Here is a 20,198-nt window from a genome sequence, read left to right as displayed (position 1 = left end):
CTCAGTTCACCCAGACGCGCGCGTTACGGAACATACGCATCCACGGTGCATCTTCGTTCCAGTCTTCCGAACGCCACGAGTTCTGCACCGCGCGGAACACCCGCTCCGGGTGCGGCATCATGATCGTCACGCGGCCATCACGGCTGGTGAGACCGGTAATCCCGCGTGGCGAACCGTTCGGGTTGGCCGGGTAACGCTCGGTGACCTTGCCGTGGTTGTCGACGAAACGCATCGCCACGCAACCCGACAGATCGGCTTCCAGCAGTGCCTCTTCGCTGGAGAACTCGGCATGACCTTCGCCGTGAGCAATGGCGATCGGCATACGCGAACCGGCCATGCCCTGCAGGAAGATCGAGTTCGACTCCTGAATCTGCACCATCGCCACGCGCGCTTCGAACTGCTCGGAGCGGTTGCGCACGAAGTGCGGCCAGAATTCGCTGCCCGGGATCAGCTCGTGCAGGTTGGACATCATCTGGCAACCGTTGCACACGCCGAGGGTGAAGCTGTCGTTGCGCTCGAAGAAACCCTGGAACGCATCGCGGGCACGGCTGTTGAACAGTGCCGACTTGGCCCAGCCTTCACCGGCGCCGAGCACGTCACCGTAGGAGAAACCACCACACGCCACCAGACCTTTGAACTCGTTCAGGTCAACACGGCCGGCGAGAATGTCGCTCATGTGCACGTCGATCGCGTTGAAACCGGCGCGGTCGAACGCCGCCGCCATTTCCACCTGACCGTTGACGCCCTGCTCACGCAGCACGGCAACCTGTGGGCGGATGCCTTTCTTGATGTAAGGCGCGGCGATGTCCTGGTTGACGTCATAGCTCAGCTTGACGCTCAAACCCGGATTGTCTTCTTCCAGCAGCACGTCGAACTCTTGCTCGGCGCAGTCGGCGTTGTCGCGCAGACGCTGGATCTGGTAGCTGGTCTCGGCCCACTGACGTTGCAGCAGACGACGCTGGCCTTCGAACACGGTGTCACCGTTGAAGGTGATGTTGATCTGACCATTGTTGATCGGCTGACCGATCACCGACACGCAGTCGCCCAGACCGGCCGCACTGAATTGCGCGAGGATGTCTGGCGTGGCGTCCTGACGGACCTGGATCACCGCACCCAGTTCTTCGTTGAACAGGATCGCAGCGATTTCCGCCGAGGACTCGGCAACGCTGTCGAGGTTCAGGCTCAGACCGCAATGACCGGCGAAGGCCATTTCCACCACGGAGGTCAGCAGACCACCGTCGGAACGGTCGTGGTAAGCCAGCAAGTGACCGTCGGCGTTCAAGCCCTGGATCACCGCGAAGAAGGCTTTCAGGTCTTCGGCGTCATCGACGTCCGGCGCGTGTTTGCCGAGCTTGCCGTGTGTCTGAGCAAGGATCGAAGCGCCCATACGGTTCTGCCCGCGACCGAGGTCGATCAGGATCAGGTCGGTGGTGCCCTTGTCCATGCGCAGTTCCGGGGTCAGGGTCTGACGGATGTCAGCCACTGGCGCGAAACCGGTCACGATCAGCGACATCGGCGAGGTCACGGTTTTTTCTTCGCCGTTGTCATTCCAGCGAGTGGCCATGGACATCGAGTCCTTGCCCACCGGAATGGTGATGCCCAGCTCAGGGCACAGTTCCATACCGACCGCTTTCACGGTGTCGTACAGACGCGCGTCTTCGCCCGGGTGGCCGGCCGCCGACATCCAGTTCGCCGACAGTTTGATGTCGGAGATCTTGTTGATGCGCGAAGCCGCGATGTTGGTCAGGGTTTCGCCGATGGCCATGCGGCCCGACGCCGGAGCGTCCAGCAATGCCAGCGGAGTGCGCTCGCCCATCGCCATCGCTTCACCGGTGTAGACGTCGAAACTGGTCGCGGTGACGGCAACGTCAGCCACTGGAACCTGCCATGGGCCGACCATTTGGTCACGGGCCACGAGGCCGGTGATGGTGCGGTCGCCGATGGTGATCAGGAAGCTCTTGCTCGCCACGGCCGGGTGATGCAGAACGCGCTCGATGGATTCGCTGATGTCGAGGTTCGACGGATCGAAGTCATCGCCCAGTTCAGCTTCACGAACCACCGAACGGTGCATGCGTGGAGCCTTGCCCAGCAACACTTCCAGCGGCATGTCCACCGGATTGTTGCCGAAGTGGCTGTCGGTCACGGTCAGTTGCGGCTCGGCGGTGGCTTCACCGACTACGGCAAACGGGCAACGCTCACGTTCGCAGATCGCCTGGAAGCGCTCGAAATCTTCCGGGCCGACCGCCAGAACGTAACGTTCCTGGGATTCGTTGGACCAGATTTCGTGCGGGGCCATGCCCGGCTCGTCGTTAGGAATGTTGCGCAGTTCGAAACGGCCACCGCGGTCGCCGTCGTTGACCAGTTCCGGGAAGGCGTTGGACAGACCGCCCGCACCCACGTCGTGGATGAAGCTGATCGGGTTCTTGTCACCCAGTTGCCAGCAACGGTCGATGACTTCCTGGCAACGACGCTCCATTTCAGGGTTTTCACGCTGAACGGAAGCAAAGTCGAGATCCGCCGAGCTGGTGCCGGTGGCCATCGAGGAAGCGGCGCCGCCGCCCAGACCGATCAACATCGCCGGGCCGCCGAGGACGATCAGCTTGGAGCCGACCACGATCTCGCCTTTCTTGACGTGTTCTTCGCGGATGTTGCCCATGCCACCAGCGAGCATGATCGGCTTGTGGTAACCGCGAACTTCGTCACCGTGCGGGGTGGTGATCGATTGTTCGAAGGTACGGAAGTAGCCAGTCAGGGCCGGACGACCGAATTCGTTGTTGAACGCGGCGCCGCCGAGCGGGCCTTCGATCATGATGTCCAGCGCGGTGACGATGCGCTCAGGCTTGCCGTACGGCACTTCCCACGGCTGTTCGAAGCCCGGGATCTGCAGGTTGGATACAGTGAAACCGGTCAGGCCAGCCTTAGGCTTGGCGCCACGGCCGGTTGCACCTTCGTCACGGATCTCGCCGCCGGAACCGGTCGACGCGCCCGGGAACGGAGCGATCGCGGTCGGGTGGTTGTGGGTTTCAACCTTCATCAGGATGTGCACCGGCTCCTGCACCGCGCTGTACTGGCGGGTCTCAGGATCCGGGAAGAAACGGCCGGCAACGTTGCCGACGATCACCGAGGCGTTGTCCTTATAAGCCGACAGAACGCCTTCGCTGTGCATCACGTAGGTGTTCTTGATCATGCCGAACAGGCTTTTTTCCTGGTTCTCGCCATCAATATCCCAACTGGCGTTGAAGATCTTGTGACGGCAGTGCTCGGAGTTGGCCTGGGCGAACATCATCAGTTCGATGTCGTGCGGGTTGCGCTTGAGACCGTTGAAGGCGTCGACCAGATAGTCGATTTCGTCTTCGGCGAGGGCCAGGCCCAGCTCGGTATTGGCTTTTTCCAGCGCGGCGCGACCACCACCGAGGATGTCGATTGCAGTCAGCGGCTTCGGCTCGGCGTGGCTGAACAGACCGGCGGCCTGCTCGAGGTTGGCCAGCACGATCTGGGTCATGCGGTCATGCAGCACGTCGGCAATCTGCTGGGCTTCGGCTTCGCTGAACTGACCGGCCACGTAGAAGGCGATACCGCGCTCCAGACGCTGGATCTTGCTCAGACCGCAGTTGCGAGCGATATCGCTGGCCTTGCTCGACCATGGCGAGATGGTGCCGAAACGCGGCAACACCAGAAACAGACGGCCGGTCGGCTCTTGAACCGGAACACTTGGACCGTACTTCAGAAGGCGCGCTAGCACCTGCTGTTCGTCGCCGGTCAGGACGCCGGTGACTTCGGCGAAGTGAGCGAATTCAGCATACAGGCCACTGACAGCTGGAACCTTCTGGCTCAGTTGCTCAAGGAGTTTGCTGTGGCGAAAGGCAGAAAGGGCAGGAGCGCCGCGCAGGATCAACATCTTCGGGACAGCCTCGGGAAGGGGTGTGCTTTGAGGCCGTGCATTCTAGCCTAAACCGCCCTCAACATCACCCGAAACGCTACGCACGGTTGCACTCGAGTATCAATCTGTGTTTCCGACTTCAGAGTCAGGTAAATCAGCTATTCGGAGGCCGCTTATTTTTACTGTAACAAAAAGCCGTAAAGGCCCGTTTCTGCGGGGTTTCGCTCGGTTTTGTGATCGCTAGCAGACTCGCCCTGCACTGTCGAGATATGGCGCCCGCGGCCGTTTGCGTATACTGCGCAGATGTTTTTCCCAACGGCTTTGCGTCCGCGGTACGCCAAATGGCTGATCGCAACCGGACTCTTCCTGATGCTCGGTGGCTGTGTTGATAAACCCAACACACTCGAGCGCGTAAAGGAGGATGGTGTGCTGCGGGTGATTACCCGTAACAGCCCCGCCACCTACTTTCAGGATCGCAGCGGTGAAACCGGCTTCGAATACGAGCTGGTGAAGCGCTTCGCCGACGATTTGGGTGTCGAGCTGAAGATCGAGACCGCCGACAACCTCGACGACCTGTTCGACCAGATCGGCAAGCCGAACGGCCCAGTGCTGGCCGCCGCCGGTCTGGTCAGCAGCGAACAGCGCAAGAAGCAGGTGCGCTTCTCGCACTCCTATCTCGAAGTCACCCCGCAGATCATCTACCGCAACGGCCAGTCGCGGCCAACCGATCCCGGCGATCTGGTCGGCAAAAAGATCATGGTGCTCAAGGGCAGCACCCATGCCGAACAACTGGCCGAACTGAAAAAGAAATTCCCCGGCATTGAATATGAAGAGTCCGACGCGGTTGAAGTGGTCGATCTGTTGCGCATGGTCGATGAAGGGCAGATTGACCTGACCCTGGTCGACTCCAACGAAGTGGCGATGAATCAGGTGTACTTCACCAACATTCGTGTGGCCTTCGACCTCGGCGATGCGCGCAGTCAGAGTTGGGCGGTTGGCCCGGGCGAAGACAACAGCCTGCTCAACGAAATCAACGCGTATCTGGACAAGGTGCAGAAGAACGGCACCCTGCAACGCCTGAAGGATCGCTACTACGGCCACGTCGATGTCCTCGGTTACATGGGCGCCACGACCTTCGCCCAGCACTTGCAGCAGCGCCTGCCGAAATACGAACAGCACTTCAAGAATTATGCGAAGAAAGAGAAAGTCGACTGGCGCCTTCTGGCAGCGATCGGTTATCAGGAATCGCTGTGGCAGCCGACGGTTACCTCGAAGACCGGCGTGCGCGGGCTGATGATGCTGACCCAGAACACCGCGCAGGCGATGGGCGTGTCCAACCGCCTCGACCCCAAGCAGAGCATCATGGGTGGCGCCAAGTACCTGGCTTATATGAAGGATCAGCTCGACGATTCGATCAAGGAACCGGATCGCACCTGGTTTGCCCTGGCGGCGTACAACGTCGGCAGCGGCCATCTGGATGACGCGCGCAAGCTGACGGCCAAGGAAGGGTTGAACCCGGACAAATGGCTGGACGTTAAGAAGATCCTGCCGCGCCTGTCGCAGAAGCAGTGGTACAGCAAGACGCGTTATGGCTACGCCCGGGGCGGCGAGCCGGTGCATTTTGTGGCGAACATTCGTCGCTATTACGACATTTTGACCTGGGTGACGCAGCCGCAGCTTGAGGGCGATCAAGTCGCTGAGGGCAATCTGCATGTGCCCGGCATCGACAAATCAAAGCCCACTCAAGAACCTGCCCCGCTCTAACCAACACCCCAAATCAAATGTAGGAGTGAGCCTGCTCGCGATAGCGGTGGGTCAGGCAATTAATTTTGTCTGACACACCGCTATCGCGAGCAGGCTCACTCCTACAGGGGGTTTGTGTTGTTGATCAGGACTTGGCAGCAGCCAGAATCAGCGCCTTCATTTCCGATACGGCAGACTTGAAGCCGACGAACAACGCATGTGCCACCAGCGCATGGCCGATGTTCAGTTCGTTGATGCCCTTGATCGCCGCGACGGCTTCAACGTTGTGGTAATGCAAGCCGTGACCCGCGTTAACGATCAAGCCTTGGGCCAAACCAAACGCCACGCCTTCGGCAACGCGCTTTAGTTCTTCAGCCACTTCGGTCGGGGTTTCGGCATCGGCGTAGCGCCCGGTGTGCAGTTCAATTGCAGGCGCACCGACGCGCTTCGACGCAGCGATCTGACGCTCGTCCGCATCGATGAACAACGACACTTCGCTGCCGATCTTCGACAGACGCTCGACCGCGGCCTTGATCCGCTCTTCCTGCCCCGCGACATCCAGACCACCTTCAGTGGTCAGTTCCTGACGGGTTTCCGGAACCAGACAGATGTGTGCCGGGCGAATACGCTCGGCGAACGCCATCATTTCTTCGGTGACGCCCATTTCGAAGTTCATGCGGGTTTGCAGCACGTCCTTGAGCAGCAGAACGTCGCGCTCCTGAATGTGCCGACGGTCTTCACGCAGGTGCACGGTGATGCCGTCGGCACCCGCCTCTTCCGCGTCCAGCGCAGCCTTGACCGGATCCGGGTAGCGCGTGCCACGGGCCTGACGCAGGGTGGCGACGTGGTCGATGTTCACGCCAAGAAGAATGCGATTGCTGGTGGTCACGGATGCGCGCTCCTGAAGGAAAAGATTCGGCGCACAGCATACACGGGGCTAGGGCTTGCGAAACAGCTCGCGACTGACGAGAGGGCGACCGCCCAAATGAACGGCCAAGGCCTGCCTCATCAAGCGCTTGGCGGCGGACAACGCGCCGGGAGCGCTCCAGTCGGCTTCGGCCATGGCCAGTAATTCGACGCCGTTGAACAGGCCGGGTTGCAGCAGGAAGACTCGCTCAAGTCCCGCATCCACTTGCAGACGATAGAGACCATCTGCCGCGACGGGCTCGCCGTGGATATCGGTGTTCAGCGAGAAGCCATAACCGAGATCGTCCAGCAGTCGCCATTCGAACGAACGTAGCAACGGCTCCAGCGGACGGCCTTCAGCCAGTGCCAGCAAGGTCGCGGCGTAGTGATCGAATACACCCGGGTGCGGATCTTCAGCGGGCAGCAGACGGATCAGCAGCTCATTGAGATAGAGACCACTGAACAGCGCCTCGCCATTGAGCCACGCCGAAGTGCCAGAACTCTCCATACGTCCGACATTCTTCAGCTCCCCCTTGCCACGGAATTCGACTTCCAGCGACACGAACGGCCGCGCCAATGTCCCGGCCTTGCCCCGCGCACTGCGCAACACCGCCCGCAGCCGCCCTTGCGGCGTGAGGAAATCCACCAACGCACTGGTTTCGCGATAGGCGCGACTGTGCAGGACGTAGGCAGGTTGGGCGGGAGGCGGGTTTTGCGACATTGAGTTCTCGATGAAGAAACGCAGATTTACACACAACCCAAAAACCACTGTGGGAGCGAGCCTGCTCGCGAAAGCGGAGTGACAGTCAACATCAATGCTGAATGTTACATCCCTTCGCGAGCAGGCTCGCTCCCACAGTGGGTATCGGTGTTCTCTGGAACGGTGATTACAGGTCGCCGTAACCCAGCGAACGCAGCGCACGCTCGTCGTCAGACCAGCCGCCCTTCACCTTGACCCACAGGTTGAGCATGATCTTGGAGTCGAACAGCAGCTCCATGTCCTTGCGCGCTTCGGTGCCGATGCGCTTGATGCGCTCGCCCTTGTCGCCAATGATGATCTTCTTCTGGCCGTCACGTTCAACGAGGATCAAAGCGTGGATGTGCAGTGTTTTGCCCTGCTGCTTGAACTCTTCGATTTCGACGGTGATCTGGTACGGCAGCTCGGCGCCCATCTGGCGCATGATTTTCTCGCGCACCAGTTCAGCAGCGAGGAAACGGCTGCTGCGGTCAGTGATCTGGTCTTCCGGGAAGAAGTGATCGTTCTCCGGCAGATGATCGGCAATCACTTTTTCCAGCGCTTCGAGGTTGTGCCCGTGCTGCGCGGAAATCGGAATGATCTGCGCGTTCGGCAGCTGTTCCTGCAACCAGCTGAGGTGCGGCATCAGCTCGGCTTTGTCTTCGATGCGGTCGGTCTTGTTCAGCGCGACGATCAGCGGGCCGGTCACGTACTGCACGCGCTCGAGAACCATCTGGTCTTCGTCGGTCCACTTGGTGCGGTCAACGACGAAAATCACCACATCGACGTCTTTCAACGCCGCCGAAGCGGTTTTGTTCATGTAACGGTTCAGAGCCTTTTCGCCACCCTTGTGCATGCCGGGGGTGTCGACGTAGATCGCTTGCACGTCACCTTCGGTTTTGATCCCGAGCATGTTGTGGCGGGTGGTCTGCGGCTTGCGAGAGGTAATCGCGAGTTTCTGGCCAAGGATGTGGTTCAGCAGCGTCGACTTACCGACGTTGGGACGGCCGACGATGGCAACATAGCCACAGCGAGTTGCATTTGTATCAGTCATTGCCATTCTCCACGCCCAGGGCAATCAGTGCTGCAGCGGCCGCTACCTGTTCGGCAATACGACGGCTCACACCCTGACCTCGGCTTTTTTCATTCAGTAAGACAACTTCGCACTCGACGAAGAAGGTTCGGCAGTGCGGCTCGCCCTGGATATCCACCACTTCATAGCGTGGCAGATCGCAACCGCGCGATTGCAGGTGTTCCTGCAGGCGGGTCTTCGGATCCTTGTTGGTGTCGACCAGCGTCAGGCCTTCGAACTCGCCGGCCAGCCAGGCCAGCACGCGCTCACGCGCCATGTCCATGCCGGCATCAAGATAGATCGCACCGATCAAGGCTTCGAGGGCGTCGGCCAGAATCGATTCGCGACGGAAGCCGCCGCTTTTCAACTCACCGGAACCCAGTCGCAGGTAATCGCCAAGGTCGAAACCGCGCGCCAGTACGGCCAGCGTCTCACCTTTTACCAAGCGTGCGCGCAAACGCGACAACTGGCCTTCACGGGCCAGCGGGAAGCGATCGAAGAGTGCCTCGCCGGCAACGAAGTTGAGGATGGCATCGCCGAGGAATTCCAGGCGTTCGTTGTTACGCCCGGCAAAACTGCGGTGCGTGAGGGCCAGCAGCATCAGCTCCTGATCCTTGAAGGTGTAACCGAGCTGACGCTCGAGACGGCTTAGAGAAACGCTCACGGTTTACCCACGCTGAGTTCGTGGCTGGATTCCACTGCCATCGCCGGGATGCGGCGCAGGCCTGGGACAATTAACGCTGTGTTCAAAAATTAAATCCTGGCGATTGCGAAGCCGATTGTGCCGGCTCCAGAAATGCATTCGGCGCTGTGGTCAACAGCGCCGTGTGTGATTACTTGATCAGGCCAACCCGCGAGAAATTCGGCAGGTGACTGAGTTTCGGTTCCGGCCAGCTCATCCAGACCGCGAAGGCCTTGCCGACGATATTCTGGTCGGGAACCATGCCCAGCAGATCCTTGGGAATGTTCGGATCATCCCAATAGCGACTGTCGTTCGAGTTGTCGCGGTTGTCGCCCATCATGAAGTAGTGCCCGGCAGGCACTGTCCACGAGCGGTCCGGCGTGGCGCGGTAGCGGCTCATTTCCTTGCGGATCAGATGCTCGGCGGCGCCCAGTTTCTCTTTGTACAGTTCGGCACTGCCCAGCGTGCCCGGCTCGGCGCCGACCATCTGCTCGGCAATCGACTCGCCGTTGACGAACAGACGCTTGTCGGCGGTGTAGCGCACCGTGTCACCCGGCAGACCGACCACACGTTTGATGTAGTTGACGTTCGGATCGCTCGGGTAGCGGAACACCATCACATCGCCGCGCTGCGGATCACCGACTTCGATGATTTTCTTGTCGACCACCGGCAGGCGGATCCCGTAAGAAAACTTGTTCACCAGAATGAAGTCGCCGACGTCCAGGGTTGGCTTCATCGAGCCCGAAGGAATCTGGAACGGCTCCACGAGGAACGAACGCAGCACCAGAACGATGAACAACACCGGGAAGAACGACTTGCCGTATTCAACCAGCAGCGGTTCTTTATTCAGTTTTTCAACGACCACCCCGTCAGGCTGGCTGACGCTGCCTTGATAAGAGGCAATGGCAGCACGCCGACGCGGTGCCAGGATCAACAGATCAAGCAACGCCAACAGGCCGCAGACGAACACGGCGATGACCAGCAACAGCGGGAAATTTAGTGACATAGGACCTAACTATCCAACCTGAGCACGGCAAGGAAGGCTTCTTGTGGAATTTCCACGTTGCCGACCTGCTTCATGCGTTTCTTACCGGCCTTTTGCTTCTCGAGCAGTTTCTTCTTACGGCTGACGTCACCACCGTAGCATTTGGCCAATACGTTCTTTCTGAGTGCCTTGACGGTTGTCCGGGCAACGATCTGACCACCAATGGCAGCTTGAATCGCCACGTCGAACATCTGACGAGGAATCAGTTCTTTCATCTTCTCGGTCAACTGGCGACCTTTGTAGTGCGAGTTGTCACGGTGCACGATCAATGCGAGGGCATCGACCTTGTCGCCGTTGATCAACACGTCCAGTTTCACCAGATTAGCCGATTGGTAACGGTCGAAATGGTAATCCAGCGAAGCATAGCCGCGACTGGTGGATTTGAGACGGTCGAAGAAGTCCAGGACCACTTCGTTCATCGGCAGGTCGTAAGTGACTTGCACCTGATTGCCGAGGAACAGCATGTCGACTTGAACGCCGCGCTTCTCGATGCACAGGGTGATGACGTTGCCCAGGTGTTCCTGCGGCACCAGAATATTGGCGCGCACGATCGGCTCGCGCATGTCTTCGATCGACGAGACATCCGGAAGCTTGGATGGGTTGTCGACGTAAATCGTTTCACCGGTTTTCAGTACCAGCTCGAAGATTACGGTTGGCGCGGTGGTGATCAGGTCCAGGTCGTACTCGCGCTCCAGGCGCTCCTGAATGATCTCCATGTGCAGCATGCCAAGGAAGCCGCAACGGAAGCCGAAGCCCAGTGCGTCGGAGCTTTCCGGGGTGTACTGCAGCGACGAGTCGTTGAGGGTCAGCTTCTGCAGCGCTTCGCGGAAATCTTCGAAGTCGTCGGAGCTGACCGGGAACAGACCGGCGTAAACCTGTGGCTGGATGCGTTTGAAGCCGGGCAGCACTTCAACGTCCGGGGTCGAGCTCAGGGTCAGGGTGTCACCGACCGGTGCACCGTGAATGTCCTTGATGCTGGCGATGATGAAGCCCACTTCGCCGGCCTTCAGGTCAGACGTGGCGGTGTGCTTCGGGTTGAACACGCCAACGCTGTCGACCAGATGGATCTTGCCGGTGGACTTGACGAGGATCTTGTCGCCCTTCTTCACGCGGCCATGACGCACGCGCACCAGGGAGACAACGCCCAGATAGTTGTCGAACCAGGAGTCGATGATCAACGCTTGCAGCGGATCTTCGATGTTGCCGGTCGGCGCAGGAATGGTGTGCACCAGACGCTCAAGCACTTCGTCGACACCCAGGCCAGTCTTGGCGCTGCAGGTGACGGCGTCGGTGGCGTCGATGCCGATGATCTTCTCGATCTCGTCCTTGACGCGATCAGGATCGGCCTGCGGCAGGTCGATCTTGTTCAGTACCGGCATGACCTCAAGGCCCTGCTCGATCGCGGTGTAGCAGTTGGCCACGGACTGGGCTTCAACACCTTGACCGGCATCGACCACCAGCAACGCACCTTCACACGCGGCCAGGGAACGGCTGACTTCGTAGGTGAAGTCGACGTGGCCCGGGGTGTCAATGAAGTTCAGCTGGTACTTGATGCCGTCTTTGGCCGTGTAATAAAGGGTGACGCTGTGGGCCTTGATGGTGATCCCGCGTTCACGCTCCAGATCCATGGAATCCAGTACCTGGGCTTCCATTTCACGCTCGGCCAGGCCGCCACACATCTGGATGAAACGGTCAGCCAGCGTCGACTTGCCATGGTCAATGTGGGCGATGATGGAGAAATTGCGGATATGACTCAAATCACTCACGGATCAACACTCAAAAAGGCTGCAGGCATGGCCCGCCGAAAAATAGCCGGGAATTGTACCTGATACACGGCGCAAGCGTCACGTTCACCTGTCACCCGGATTGCATGCAAAAACGCCTCGATCTGTCGACCGAGGCGTTCTCAAAGCTGAAACATTGGCAGAAAAGTGCCGATCAACCGGCTCTTCGCAGCAGCCAGACACCCGCCAGCGCACAAACCCCGGCCGGCACCAGTACCGCGAACAGCGGCGAGAAACCGAACACCAAGCTCGACGGGCCCAGCAAATCCTGGACGATGCGGAAGGTGAAACCGACCAGCACGCCGGTGAACACCCGCTGACCGAGGGTCACCGAACGCAGCGGACCGAAGATGAAGGAGATCGCCATCAGTACCAGCGCGGCGGTCACCAGCGGCTGCAACACCTTGACCCAAAATGCCAGCCAGTAACGGCCGTTACTCAAACCTTGCTCGGACAGATAGTGGATGTAACCCCACAGGCCGCTGATCGACAGCGATTCCGGGGCCATGACCACGGTGCTCAGCAATTGCGGGCTCAGGGACACGTCCCAGCGCTCGGTCGGCATATTCACCACTTCAGTGCTGCGCTCATTGAATTTGGTCGTCGCCACATCGGTGAGCTGCCAGTGATTGCCATCGAACTCAGCCTTTTTGGCGAAGCTCGAACTGAGCAGATGGCGTTCCTTGTCGAAGTGATAACGGGTCACGCCATACAGCAAGCCGTTCGGTTGCACGGCGTTGATGTGGATGAACTCTTCACCCTGACGGTGCCACATACCGTGCTTGGCGCTTTGCGCGTCGCCGCTGCCTTGCGCCAGCGACCGGTTGGCCTGCGCCATGCTTTCGGTCGCCGGAGCAACGTATTCGCCGATCAGCACGCCAGCCAGCATCAGCACCAGCATTGGCTTCATCACCGCCCAGACGATCCGGCCGATGGACACGCCAGCGGCGCGCATGACGGTCAGCTCACTGCTGCTGGCCAGACTGCCGAGGCCGATCAGGCAACCGATCAACGCGGCCATTGGCAACATTTCGTAGAGACGGCGTGGCGCGGTCAGCAACACGAAGCTGAGAACATCAACGAGGGTGTAGGTGTCGCTGACATCACCCATCTCATCGATGAACGCGAAAAGCGTTGCCAGACCGAGGATGATTGCCAGCACGGCGATGATCGCCATGAACACGCTGCTGCCGATGTAGCGGTCGAGTTTAACCACGGGCCACCTCCAGCGCAGCGGCGCGACGGCTGGCCATTTTCAGACGCAGCGGCTCCCAATAGAGCAGGCCGAGACCGATGAACAGGAAGATCGCGTGCACCCACCACAGGCCAAGGGCCGGTGGAATCTTGCCTTTTTCAAGGGCGCCGCGCGCGGCAATCAGGATGGTCAGATAAGCCATATAAAGAAGAATCGCCGGCAGCAGCTTGAGGAAACGCCCTTGGCGCGGATTGACTCGCGACAGCGGCACCGCCATCAGGGTCACGATAAACACCAGCAGCGGCAGGGACAAACGCCATTGCAGTTCGGTTTTGGAGCGGATGTCATCGCTGCCCAGCAGAGACGAGGTCGGCATGGCGTCACGGTCGGTGACTTCTTCGCTGACGTCCGGCTTGGGCAGCAGCACGCCGTAGGTTTCGTAATGAATGGCACGGTAATCGGCCTGACCCGGGCTGCCGTCGTAGCGGTAGCCGTTATCGAGGATCAGATAGCGGTTGCCGTCGGGGCGCACTTCCTGGCGACCACTTTCGGCCACCAGCACGGAAATCCCGCGATCCTTTTGATCGGCTCCGAGATTCTTCTGCGAAATGAATACACTGCCCAGATTGACGCGATCGTCGCTCAGGGTTTCGGTGTAAGTCACCCGAGTGCCGTCACGCAGCGCCTGGAAACGCCCCGGTTCAAGGGTATCGAATTCAGTCAGTGCATCCTGCTTGTTCAGGAGTAACTGAAACTGATTGGCGCCTTGCGGGGCCAGGCCCAGGCTCAGCCATGCCACGACCAATGCAACCAGCGTCGCCGGAAACAGGGTCATGCGAAACAGCTTCTGCTGGCTCATGCCGGTGGCCGACAGCACGGTCATTTCGCTTTCAAGATACAGGCGACCGTACGCCAGCAGGATGCCGAGAAACAGGCCCAGCGGCAGAATCAGTTGCAGGAAACCCGGCAGACGAAAGCCCATGATCAGGAACAACGAGCCCGGATCGAGCTGGCCGGCAGCGGCCTGCGCCAGGTATTTGATGAAGCGACCGCTCATGATGATGACCAGCAGCACGGCACTCACGGCGCTGAGGGTCAACAGGACTTCGCGGGACAGATAACGGAAGACGATCAAACCAGACACTCCAGGGTTGTCAGGCTAAGGCGGCCAAACAAGCAAACACATCGACCGGCCCGCAACGCAGAGCCGTCGAAAAAAGATGCGGCATTATCCTGTGATTGGGGGCGCCTGTCACTGCGCACACTCATCCATCGTTGTAATCCTTTGCAGATCGTACAACCTAGGGGGCGTTCTCAATTAGTTTTCACACCGCGCCGGGTCTGCTGTTGTGCAGGGCAAGGCGCGAGAAGCGTGGTTTGGTCATTCCAAATAAGCTTCGAGCAACGCAGCCCTGCACAACAGCAGGCCCGGCCCTTCGGGTTGTGCCTTAAAGCCGGCCAGTCTGCGTTGCAGGCCTTGGAAAGGGAACAACCATTCCCAGCGGCCTGCGCCTTGCCTGGCTGACTTTAAGGCGACAACGCGGCGTGGAAACTAATTGAGAACGCCCCCTAGGGTTGTCAGGTGCGGGGAGCGGGGTTCAAACTGCGGCCCTTGTCGCAGGCTTTGGCCTGCGCCTCTTCTATCTATAAGCAGGCGACTGCGGACACCGTCGAACGCCTGCGTGTTGACCATTCATTCAGGGATCCGGACATGGAACTGGTTGTAAAAAGCGTTAGCCCAGAAACGTTGAAAACCGCCACCCTGGTGGTTGCCGTCGGCGAAGGCCGCAAACTCGGCGTCGCCGCCAAACAGGTCGACGAACTCAGCGGTGGCGCGATCAGCGCCGTGCTCAAGCGTGGCGATCTGGCCGGCAAGGTTGGCCAGAGCCTGTTGCTGCACAGCCTGCCGAACCTCAAAGCCGAGCGCGTGCTGCTGGTCGGCGTGGGCAAGGATGAAGAACTGGGCGACCGTCCGTTCCGCAAAATCGTTGCCGGCATCCTCAACACCCTCAAGGGTCTGGGTGGCAGCGACGCCGTGCTGGCGCTGGATGAAGTCATTGTCAAAAATCGTGACAGCTACGGCAAAACCCGCCTGCTGGCGGAAACTCTGGTGGACGGCGAATACACCTTCGACCAGTTCAAGAGCCAGAAAGCCGAACCGCGCGCGCTGAAGAAAATCACCCTGCTGACCATCAAGGCCGCGCAAGCCGAAGTGCAGCGCGCCGTGAACCACGCCACCGCGATCGCCAATGGCATGGCCTTCACCCGCGACCTGGGCAACCTGCCGCCGAACATCTGCCACCCGACGTTCCTCGGTGAACAAGCCAAGAATCTGGGCAAAGAATTCAAGGATCTGAAAGTCGAAGTCCTCGACGAGAAGAAGATCAAATCCCTCGGTATGGGCTCGTTCTACGCCGTCGGCCAAGGCAGCGAGCAACCGCCGCGCCTGATCGTGATGCAATACAACGGTGGCAAGAAATCCGAGAAGCCGTACGCCCTCGTCGGCAAAGGCATCACCTTCGACACCGGCGGTATCAGCCTGAAACCAGGCGCCGGCATGGACGAAATGAAGTACGACATGGGCGGCGCGGCGTCCGTGTTCGGTACCCTGCGTGCCGTACTTGAACTGAAACTGCCGATCAACCTGGTGTGCATCCTCGCCTGCGCCGAGAACATGCCGAGCGGCAATGCAACCCGTCCGGGCGACATCGTCACCACCATGAGCGGCCAGACCGTGGAAATCCTCAACACCGACGCCGAAGGCCGTCTGGTGCTGTGCGACGCGCTGACCTATTCCGAGCGCTTCAAGCCGCAGGCAGTGATCGACATTGCCACCCTGACCGGCGCTTGCGTCGTTGCCTTGGGCGCCCACACCTCGGGCCTGCTGGGCAACAACGACGAACTGATCGACCAACTGCTCAGCGCCGGCAAAGCCGCTGACGACCGCGCCTGGCAACTGCCGCTGTTCGACGAGTACCAAGAGCAACTGGACAGCCCGTTTGCCGACATCGCCAACATTGGCGGGCCGAAAGCCGGCACCATCACCGCCGCGTGCTTCCTGTCGCGCTTCACCAAGAACCTCAACTGGGCGCACCTGGACATCGCGGGCACCGCATGGACCAGCGGCGGCAAGGACAAAGGTGCAACCGGCCGTCCGGTGCCTCTGCTGACCCAGTACCTGCTGGATCGCGCCAAAGCCTGAACCCGCTGACGCGCGGCGTCACTTTCGGGTGACGCCGCTTGCTGCTCTGGAACCGCAATGACCAAAGTCGACTTCTATATCCTGCCCAGCGCTGACCCTTCGGCTCGTCTGGACTTTGCCTGCAAGCTCACCGAGAAAGCCTGGCGCATGGGCCACCGCATCTACCTGCATTGCAGCGACGCGGCTCAGCGTGACGATCTTGATGCGCGCCTGTGGGCATTCAAGGGCGAAACCTTCGTGCCGCATGGCCCGGCCGACAGCGAACCGGACGGTTTGATTGTGTTGGGATTGGGTGAGGACTGCGGTCAGCATCAGGATTTGCTGGTCAATCTCGACCTGAAAGTCCCGGGCTTCGCCAGCAAATTCGCCCGAGTGGCGGAAGTGGTAGTGGAAGATCCGACGATTCGAGCGGCCGCGCGGGAGAGTTTCCGTTTCTACCGCGAACAGGGCTATCCTCTGCAAGATCACCGTTTACAGCGACTCTGAGCATTCCAATGGACACTCCGAAACCGCAGCAAAAGTCCGCACATCTGCTGGACGATCTCGAATCGATCCGCCAGTTGCTCGGCGATGACAACCTGCAACCACCGCTGCTGACCGATACGGTCGATGACGGTGAACAGGAACAGATTCCGATGCTGTTCGATTCGGTTGGCAACGAGCCGGCCGCTGTCGAACCACCACCCGCGCCAGCTCCGACACCCGCCGTACAACCGGCGGCACCTGTGGATAAAGGCCCGGACGCCCTGCTCCACCTCGACAGCGAACTGCGCGCCGCCGCGCAATTGATCATGCAAGACGTGATCGACGACTTCGCGCCGCACATCGAAACCGAAATCAAACGCCGTCTCGATGCGCGCATGGAACGGCTCCTCAGCCAGTACGAATAACGCGCCCCGTGTAGGAGCTGCCGCAGGCTGCGATCTTTTGATCTTGTTTTTAAAAACCGAAGTCAAGGGATTGCAGCCTTCGGCAGCTCCTACATTTAGCTCCCCTCCGGGCCCGCCCCGCTCGCCCTCGGCCCCATGCCCCGCTATACTCGTCGGCTTTTCCTGAATTAATGCCAATAGGGTCCCGCCGCGCATGGATAAGACCTACCAGCCGCACGCCATTGAAACTTCCTGGTACAACACCTGGGAGTCCGAGAACTACTTCGCCCCGCAAGGCGCGGGCGACTCCTACACCATCATGATCCCGCCGCCGAACGTCACCGGCAGCCTGCACATGGGTCACGGTTTCAACAACGCGATCATGGACGCCCTGATCCGTTTCCGCCGCATGCAGGGTCGTAACACCCTGTGGCAGCCGGGCACCGACCACGCCGGTATCGCCACGCAGATGCTGGTGGAGCGTCAACTCGAAGCCCAGGGCCAGAATCGCCATGATCTGGGCCGTGAAAAATTCCTCGAGAAAGTCTGGGAATGGAAGGATCAGTCCGGCGGCAACATCAGCCGTCAGATCCGCCGCCTCGGCTCGTCCGTTGACTGGAGCCGCGAGCGCTTCACCATGGACGACGGCCTCTCGGAAGCGGTTAAAGAAGCCTTCGTACGCCTGCACGAAGACGGCCTGATCTATCGCGGCAAGCGCCTGGTCAACTGGGACACCAAACTGCACACGGCGATTTCCGACCTCGAAGTGGAAAACCACGACGAGAAAGGTTTCCTGTGGAACCTGAAGTACCCGTTGGCCGACGGCGCGAAAACCGCTGATGGCAACGATTTCCTGATTGTCGCGACCACCCGTCCGGAAACCATGCTCGGCGACTCCGCCGTTGCGGTGAACCCGAACGACGAGCGCTACCAGGCCCTGATCGGCAAGTTTGTCGAGCTGCCACTGGTTGGCCGCCGCATCCCGATCATCGCCGACGATTACTGCGATCCTGAATTCGGCACCGGTTGCGTGAAAATCACCCCGGCCCACGATTTCAACGACTACGAAGTCGGCAAGCGCCACAACCTGCCGCTGCTGAACATCTTCGACAAGAACGCCAACGTGCTGCCGGCAGCGCAGGTGTTCAACCTTGATGGCACGCTGAACGACAGCATCGACGGCGCGATTCCGGCTGAATACGCCGGTCTTGAGCGTTTTGAAGCGCGTAAGCAAATCGTTGCTGCGTTCGACGCCGCCGGCCTGCTGGTCAGCGTCAACGACCACGGCCTGAAAGTACCGAAAGGCGACCGCTCCGGCACCATCATCGAGCCGTGGTTGACCGACCAGTGGTACGTGTCGACCAAGCCTTTGGCCGAGCCTGCAATTGCCGCCGTTGAAGACGGTCGCATCCAGTTCGTACCGAAGCAGTACGAAAACATGTACTTCTCGTGGATGCGCGACATCCAGGACTGGTGCATCAGCCGCCAGCTGTGGTGGGGCCACCGGATTCCAGCCTGGTACGACGAGTCGGGCAAGGTCTATGTAGGTCGCGACGAAGCCGAAGTGCGTGCCAAGCACAACCTGGGTCCGGACGTTGCACTGCAACAGGACAACGACGTACTCGACACCTGGTTCAGTTCTGGTCTGTGGACGTTCTCCACCCTGGGCTGGCCTGAGCAGACCGAGTTCCTGAAGAAATTCCACTCCACCGACGTACTGGTGACGGGCTTCGACATCATTTTCTTCTGGGTTGCCCGGATGATCATGCTGACCATGCACCTGATCAAGAACGAAGACGGCACGCCGCAAGTTCCGTTCAAGACCGTTTATGTGCACGGTCTGGTGCGTGATGGCCAGGGCCAGAAGATGTCCAAGTCCAAGGGCAACGTCCTGGACCCGCTGGACATCATCGACGGTATCGAGCTGGAAGACCTGGTGCAGAAGCGCACCTCCGGCCTGATGCAGCCGAAACTGGCGAAGAAGATCGAGAAGCAGACCCGCGACGAGTTCGCCGATGGCATCGCCAGCTACGGCACCGACGCCCTGCGCTTCACCTTCTGCTCGCTGGCCTCGACCGGTCGCGACATCAAATTCGACATGGGCCGTGTTGAAGGCTATCGCAACTTCTGCAACAAGATCTGGAACGCCGCGCGTTATGTTCTGGACAAGGGCGAAGACTGCGGCCAGAACGGCGAAGCCTACGAGCTGTCGCTGGCGGATCGCTGGATCATCTCGCAGTTGCAACGCACCGAAGCCGAAGTGACCCGTCAACTCGATCAGTTCCGTTTCGACCTGGCGGCGCAAGCGCTGTACGAGTTCATCTGGAACCAGTACTGCGACTGGTACCTGGAACTGTCCAAGCCAGTGCTGTGGGACGAGAATGCGCCGGTTGAACGTCAGCGCGGTACTCGCCGTACGCTGGTACGCGTACTGGAAGTGGCGCTGCGTCTGGCGCACCCGTTCATGCCGTTCATCACCGAAGAAATCTGGCAGCGCATCGCGCCGCTGGCCGGCATTCAGGGCAAGACGATCATGCTGCAAGCGTGGCCAGTGGCCAACGAAGAGCGCATTGATCCGGCCGCCGAAGACGATATCGAATGGCTCAAGGAACTGATGCTCGGCACGCGTAACATCCGTGGCGAAATGAACATCGGCCCGGGCAAGCCACTGCCGATCTACCTGAAGAACGTCAGCGCTGAAGACCAGCGCCGCCTGACCGAGAACGAAGCGCTGCTGAAGAAACTGGCGCGTCTGGAATCGATCACCGTTCTACAGGCTGGTGAAGAAGCACCGCTGTCCGCCACCGCGCTGGTTGGCGAGATGGAAGTGCTGGTGCCGATGGCCGGTCTGATCGACAAGGGCGCCGAGCTGGCACGCCTGGACAAGGAAATCCTGCGTCTGCAGGGCGAGGTCCAGCGGGTTGGCGGCAAACTGTCCAATGCCGGTTTCGTCGACAAGGCCCCGGCCGAAGTCATCGAGAAGGAACGCGCCAAACTGGCCGAGGCTGAACAAGCCCTGGGCAAACTGGCCGAGCAACACGCGCGGATTGCCAGCCTGTAACGGCAAATCGCTTTAAAAAGGGC

Annotated in this window: 14 protein-coding genes; 5 read left to right on the top strand and 9 right to left on the bottom strand. The window is 60.0% G+C overall.

From position 1 onward, the window contains the following. Nucleotide 1: 1 nt before the first annotated feature. On the bottom strand, nt 2–3,898 hold the full coding sequence (gene purL, locus PspS49_RS05390) for a phosphoribosylformylglycinamidine synthase (RefSeq protein ID WP_160038420.1): 3,897 nt from the start codon (nt 3,896–3,898) through the stop codon (nt 2–4). Between the two features lie 285 nt (nt 3,899–4,183). Here purL and mltF point away from each other — a divergent pair, with 285 nt between their 5' ends. Continuing rightward, on the top strand, nt 4,184–5,644 hold the full coding sequence (mltF, locus tag PspS49_RS05385; RefSeq protein WP_127925939.1) for a membrane-bound lytic murein transglycosylase MltF: 1,461 nt from the start codon (nt 4,184–4,186) through the stop codon (nt 5,642–5,644). 124 nt (nt 5,645–5,768) lie between these two features. On the opposite strand, the gene pdxJ is transcribed toward mltF, so the two are convergent. From pdxJ to lptF, 8 genes are all read right to left on the bottom strand, one after another. Beyond that, nucleotides 5,769–6,512 carry a pyridoxine 5'-phosphate synthase gene (pdxJ, locus tag PspS49_RS05380; RefSeq protein ID WP_160038418.1) on the bottom strand — a complete coding sequence of 248 codons (744 nt, stop codon included), beginning with the start codon at nt 6,510–6,512 and terminating at the stop codon, nt 5,769–5,771. Between the two features lie 48 nt (nt 6,513–6,560). Continuing rightward, nucleotides 6,561–7,250 carry a DNA repair protein RecO gene (gene recO / locus PspS49_RS05375; RefSeq protein ID WP_160038416.1) on the bottom strand — a complete coding sequence of 230 codons (690 nt, stop codon included), beginning with the start codon at nt 7,248–7,250 and terminating at the stop codon, nt 6,561–6,563. Between the two features lie 166 nt (nt 7,251–7,416). Beyond that, a complete protein-coding gene (gene era, locus PspS49_RS05370) occupies nt 7,417–8,319 on the bottom strand; it encodes a GTPase Era (RefSeq protein WP_016771562.1) in 903 nt (300 codons plus the stop codon). After that, nucleotides 8,312–9,001: a ribonuclease III gene (rnc, locus tag PspS49_RS05365; protein ID WP_016986099.1), complete on the bottom strand. Its 690-nt coding sequence runs from the start codon at nt 8,999–9,001 to the stop codon at nt 8,312–8,314. The genes era and rnc overlap by 8 nt, the downstream gene beginning before the upstream one ends. A gap of 169 nt (nt 9,002–9,170) precedes the next feature. Further along, entirely contained in the window at nt 9,171–10,025 is an 855-nt protein-coding gene (gene lepB / locus PspS49_RS05360; RefSeq protein ID WP_127925937.1) for a signal peptidase I, read from the bottom strand. A 5-nt stretch (nt 10,026–10,030) separates the two neighbouring features. Next, the gene (gene lepA, locus PspS49_RS05355) at nt 10,031–11,830 is read right to left on the bottom strand and encodes a translation elongation factor 4 (RefSeq protein WP_038357686.1); all 1,800 of its coding nucleotides are present in this window, start codon (nt 11,828–11,830) and stop codon (nt 10,031–10,033) included. A 172-nt stretch (nt 11,831–12,002) separates the two neighbouring features. After that, on the bottom strand, nt 12,003–13,064 hold the full coding sequence (gene lptG, locus PspS49_RS05350; protein WP_122843205.1) for an LPS export ABC transporter permease LptG: 1,062 nt from the start codon (nt 13,062–13,064) through the stop codon (nt 12,003–12,005). Then, nucleotides 13,057–14,178, bottom strand: a complete 1,122-nt coding sequence (gene lptF / locus PspS49_RS05345) for an LPS export ABC transporter permease LptF (RefSeq protein WP_095050952.1) — start codon at nt 14,176–14,178, stop codon at nt 13,057–13,059. The genes lptG and lptF overlap by 8 nt, the downstream gene beginning before the upstream one ends. Before the next feature lie 576 nt (nt 14,179–14,754). On the opposite strand from lptF, the gene PspS49_RS05340 reads away from it, so the two are divergent. From PspS49_RS05340 to PspS49_RS05325, 4 genes are all read left to right on the top strand, one after another. Further along, nucleotides 14,755–16,245 (top strand): leucyl aminopeptidase, encoded by a 1,491-nt coding sequence (locus tag PspS49_RS05340; RefSeq protein ID WP_077571238.1) that lies wholly within the window; start codon nt 14,755–14,757, stop codon nt 16,243–16,245. Between the two features lie 57 nt (nt 16,246–16,302). After that, a complete protein-coding gene (locus PspS49_RS05335) occupies nt 16,303–16,731 on the top strand; it encodes a DNA polymerase III subunit chi (RefSeq protein ID WP_127925935.1) in 429 nt (142 codons plus the stop codon). A gap of 8 nt (nt 16,732–16,739) precedes the next feature. Further along, a complete protein-coding gene (locus tag PspS49_RS05330) occupies nt 16,740–17,135 on the top strand; it encodes a DNA polymerase III subunit chi (protein ID WP_102900610.1) in 396 nt (131 codons plus the stop codon). 193 nt (nt 17,136–17,328) lie between these two features. Then, nucleotides 17,329–20,175 carry a valine--tRNA ligase gene (locus tag PspS49_RS05325; RefSeq protein WP_160038414.1) on the top strand — a complete coding sequence of 949 codons (2,847 nt, stop codon included), beginning with the start codon at nt 17,329–17,331 and terminating at the stop codon, nt 20,173–20,175. Nucleotides 20,176–20,198: the final 23 nt, after the last annotated feature.

The sequence above is a fragment of the Pseudomonas sp. S49 genome (genome assembly GCF_009866785.1).
Taxonomy (GTDB): Bacteria; Pseudomonadota; Gammaproteobacteria; order Pseudomonadales; family Pseudomonadaceae; genus Aquipseudomonas.
The sequence above is the reverse complement of the archived record's forward strand: the minus strand, read 5'-3'. Positions and strand labels throughout refer to the sequence as shown.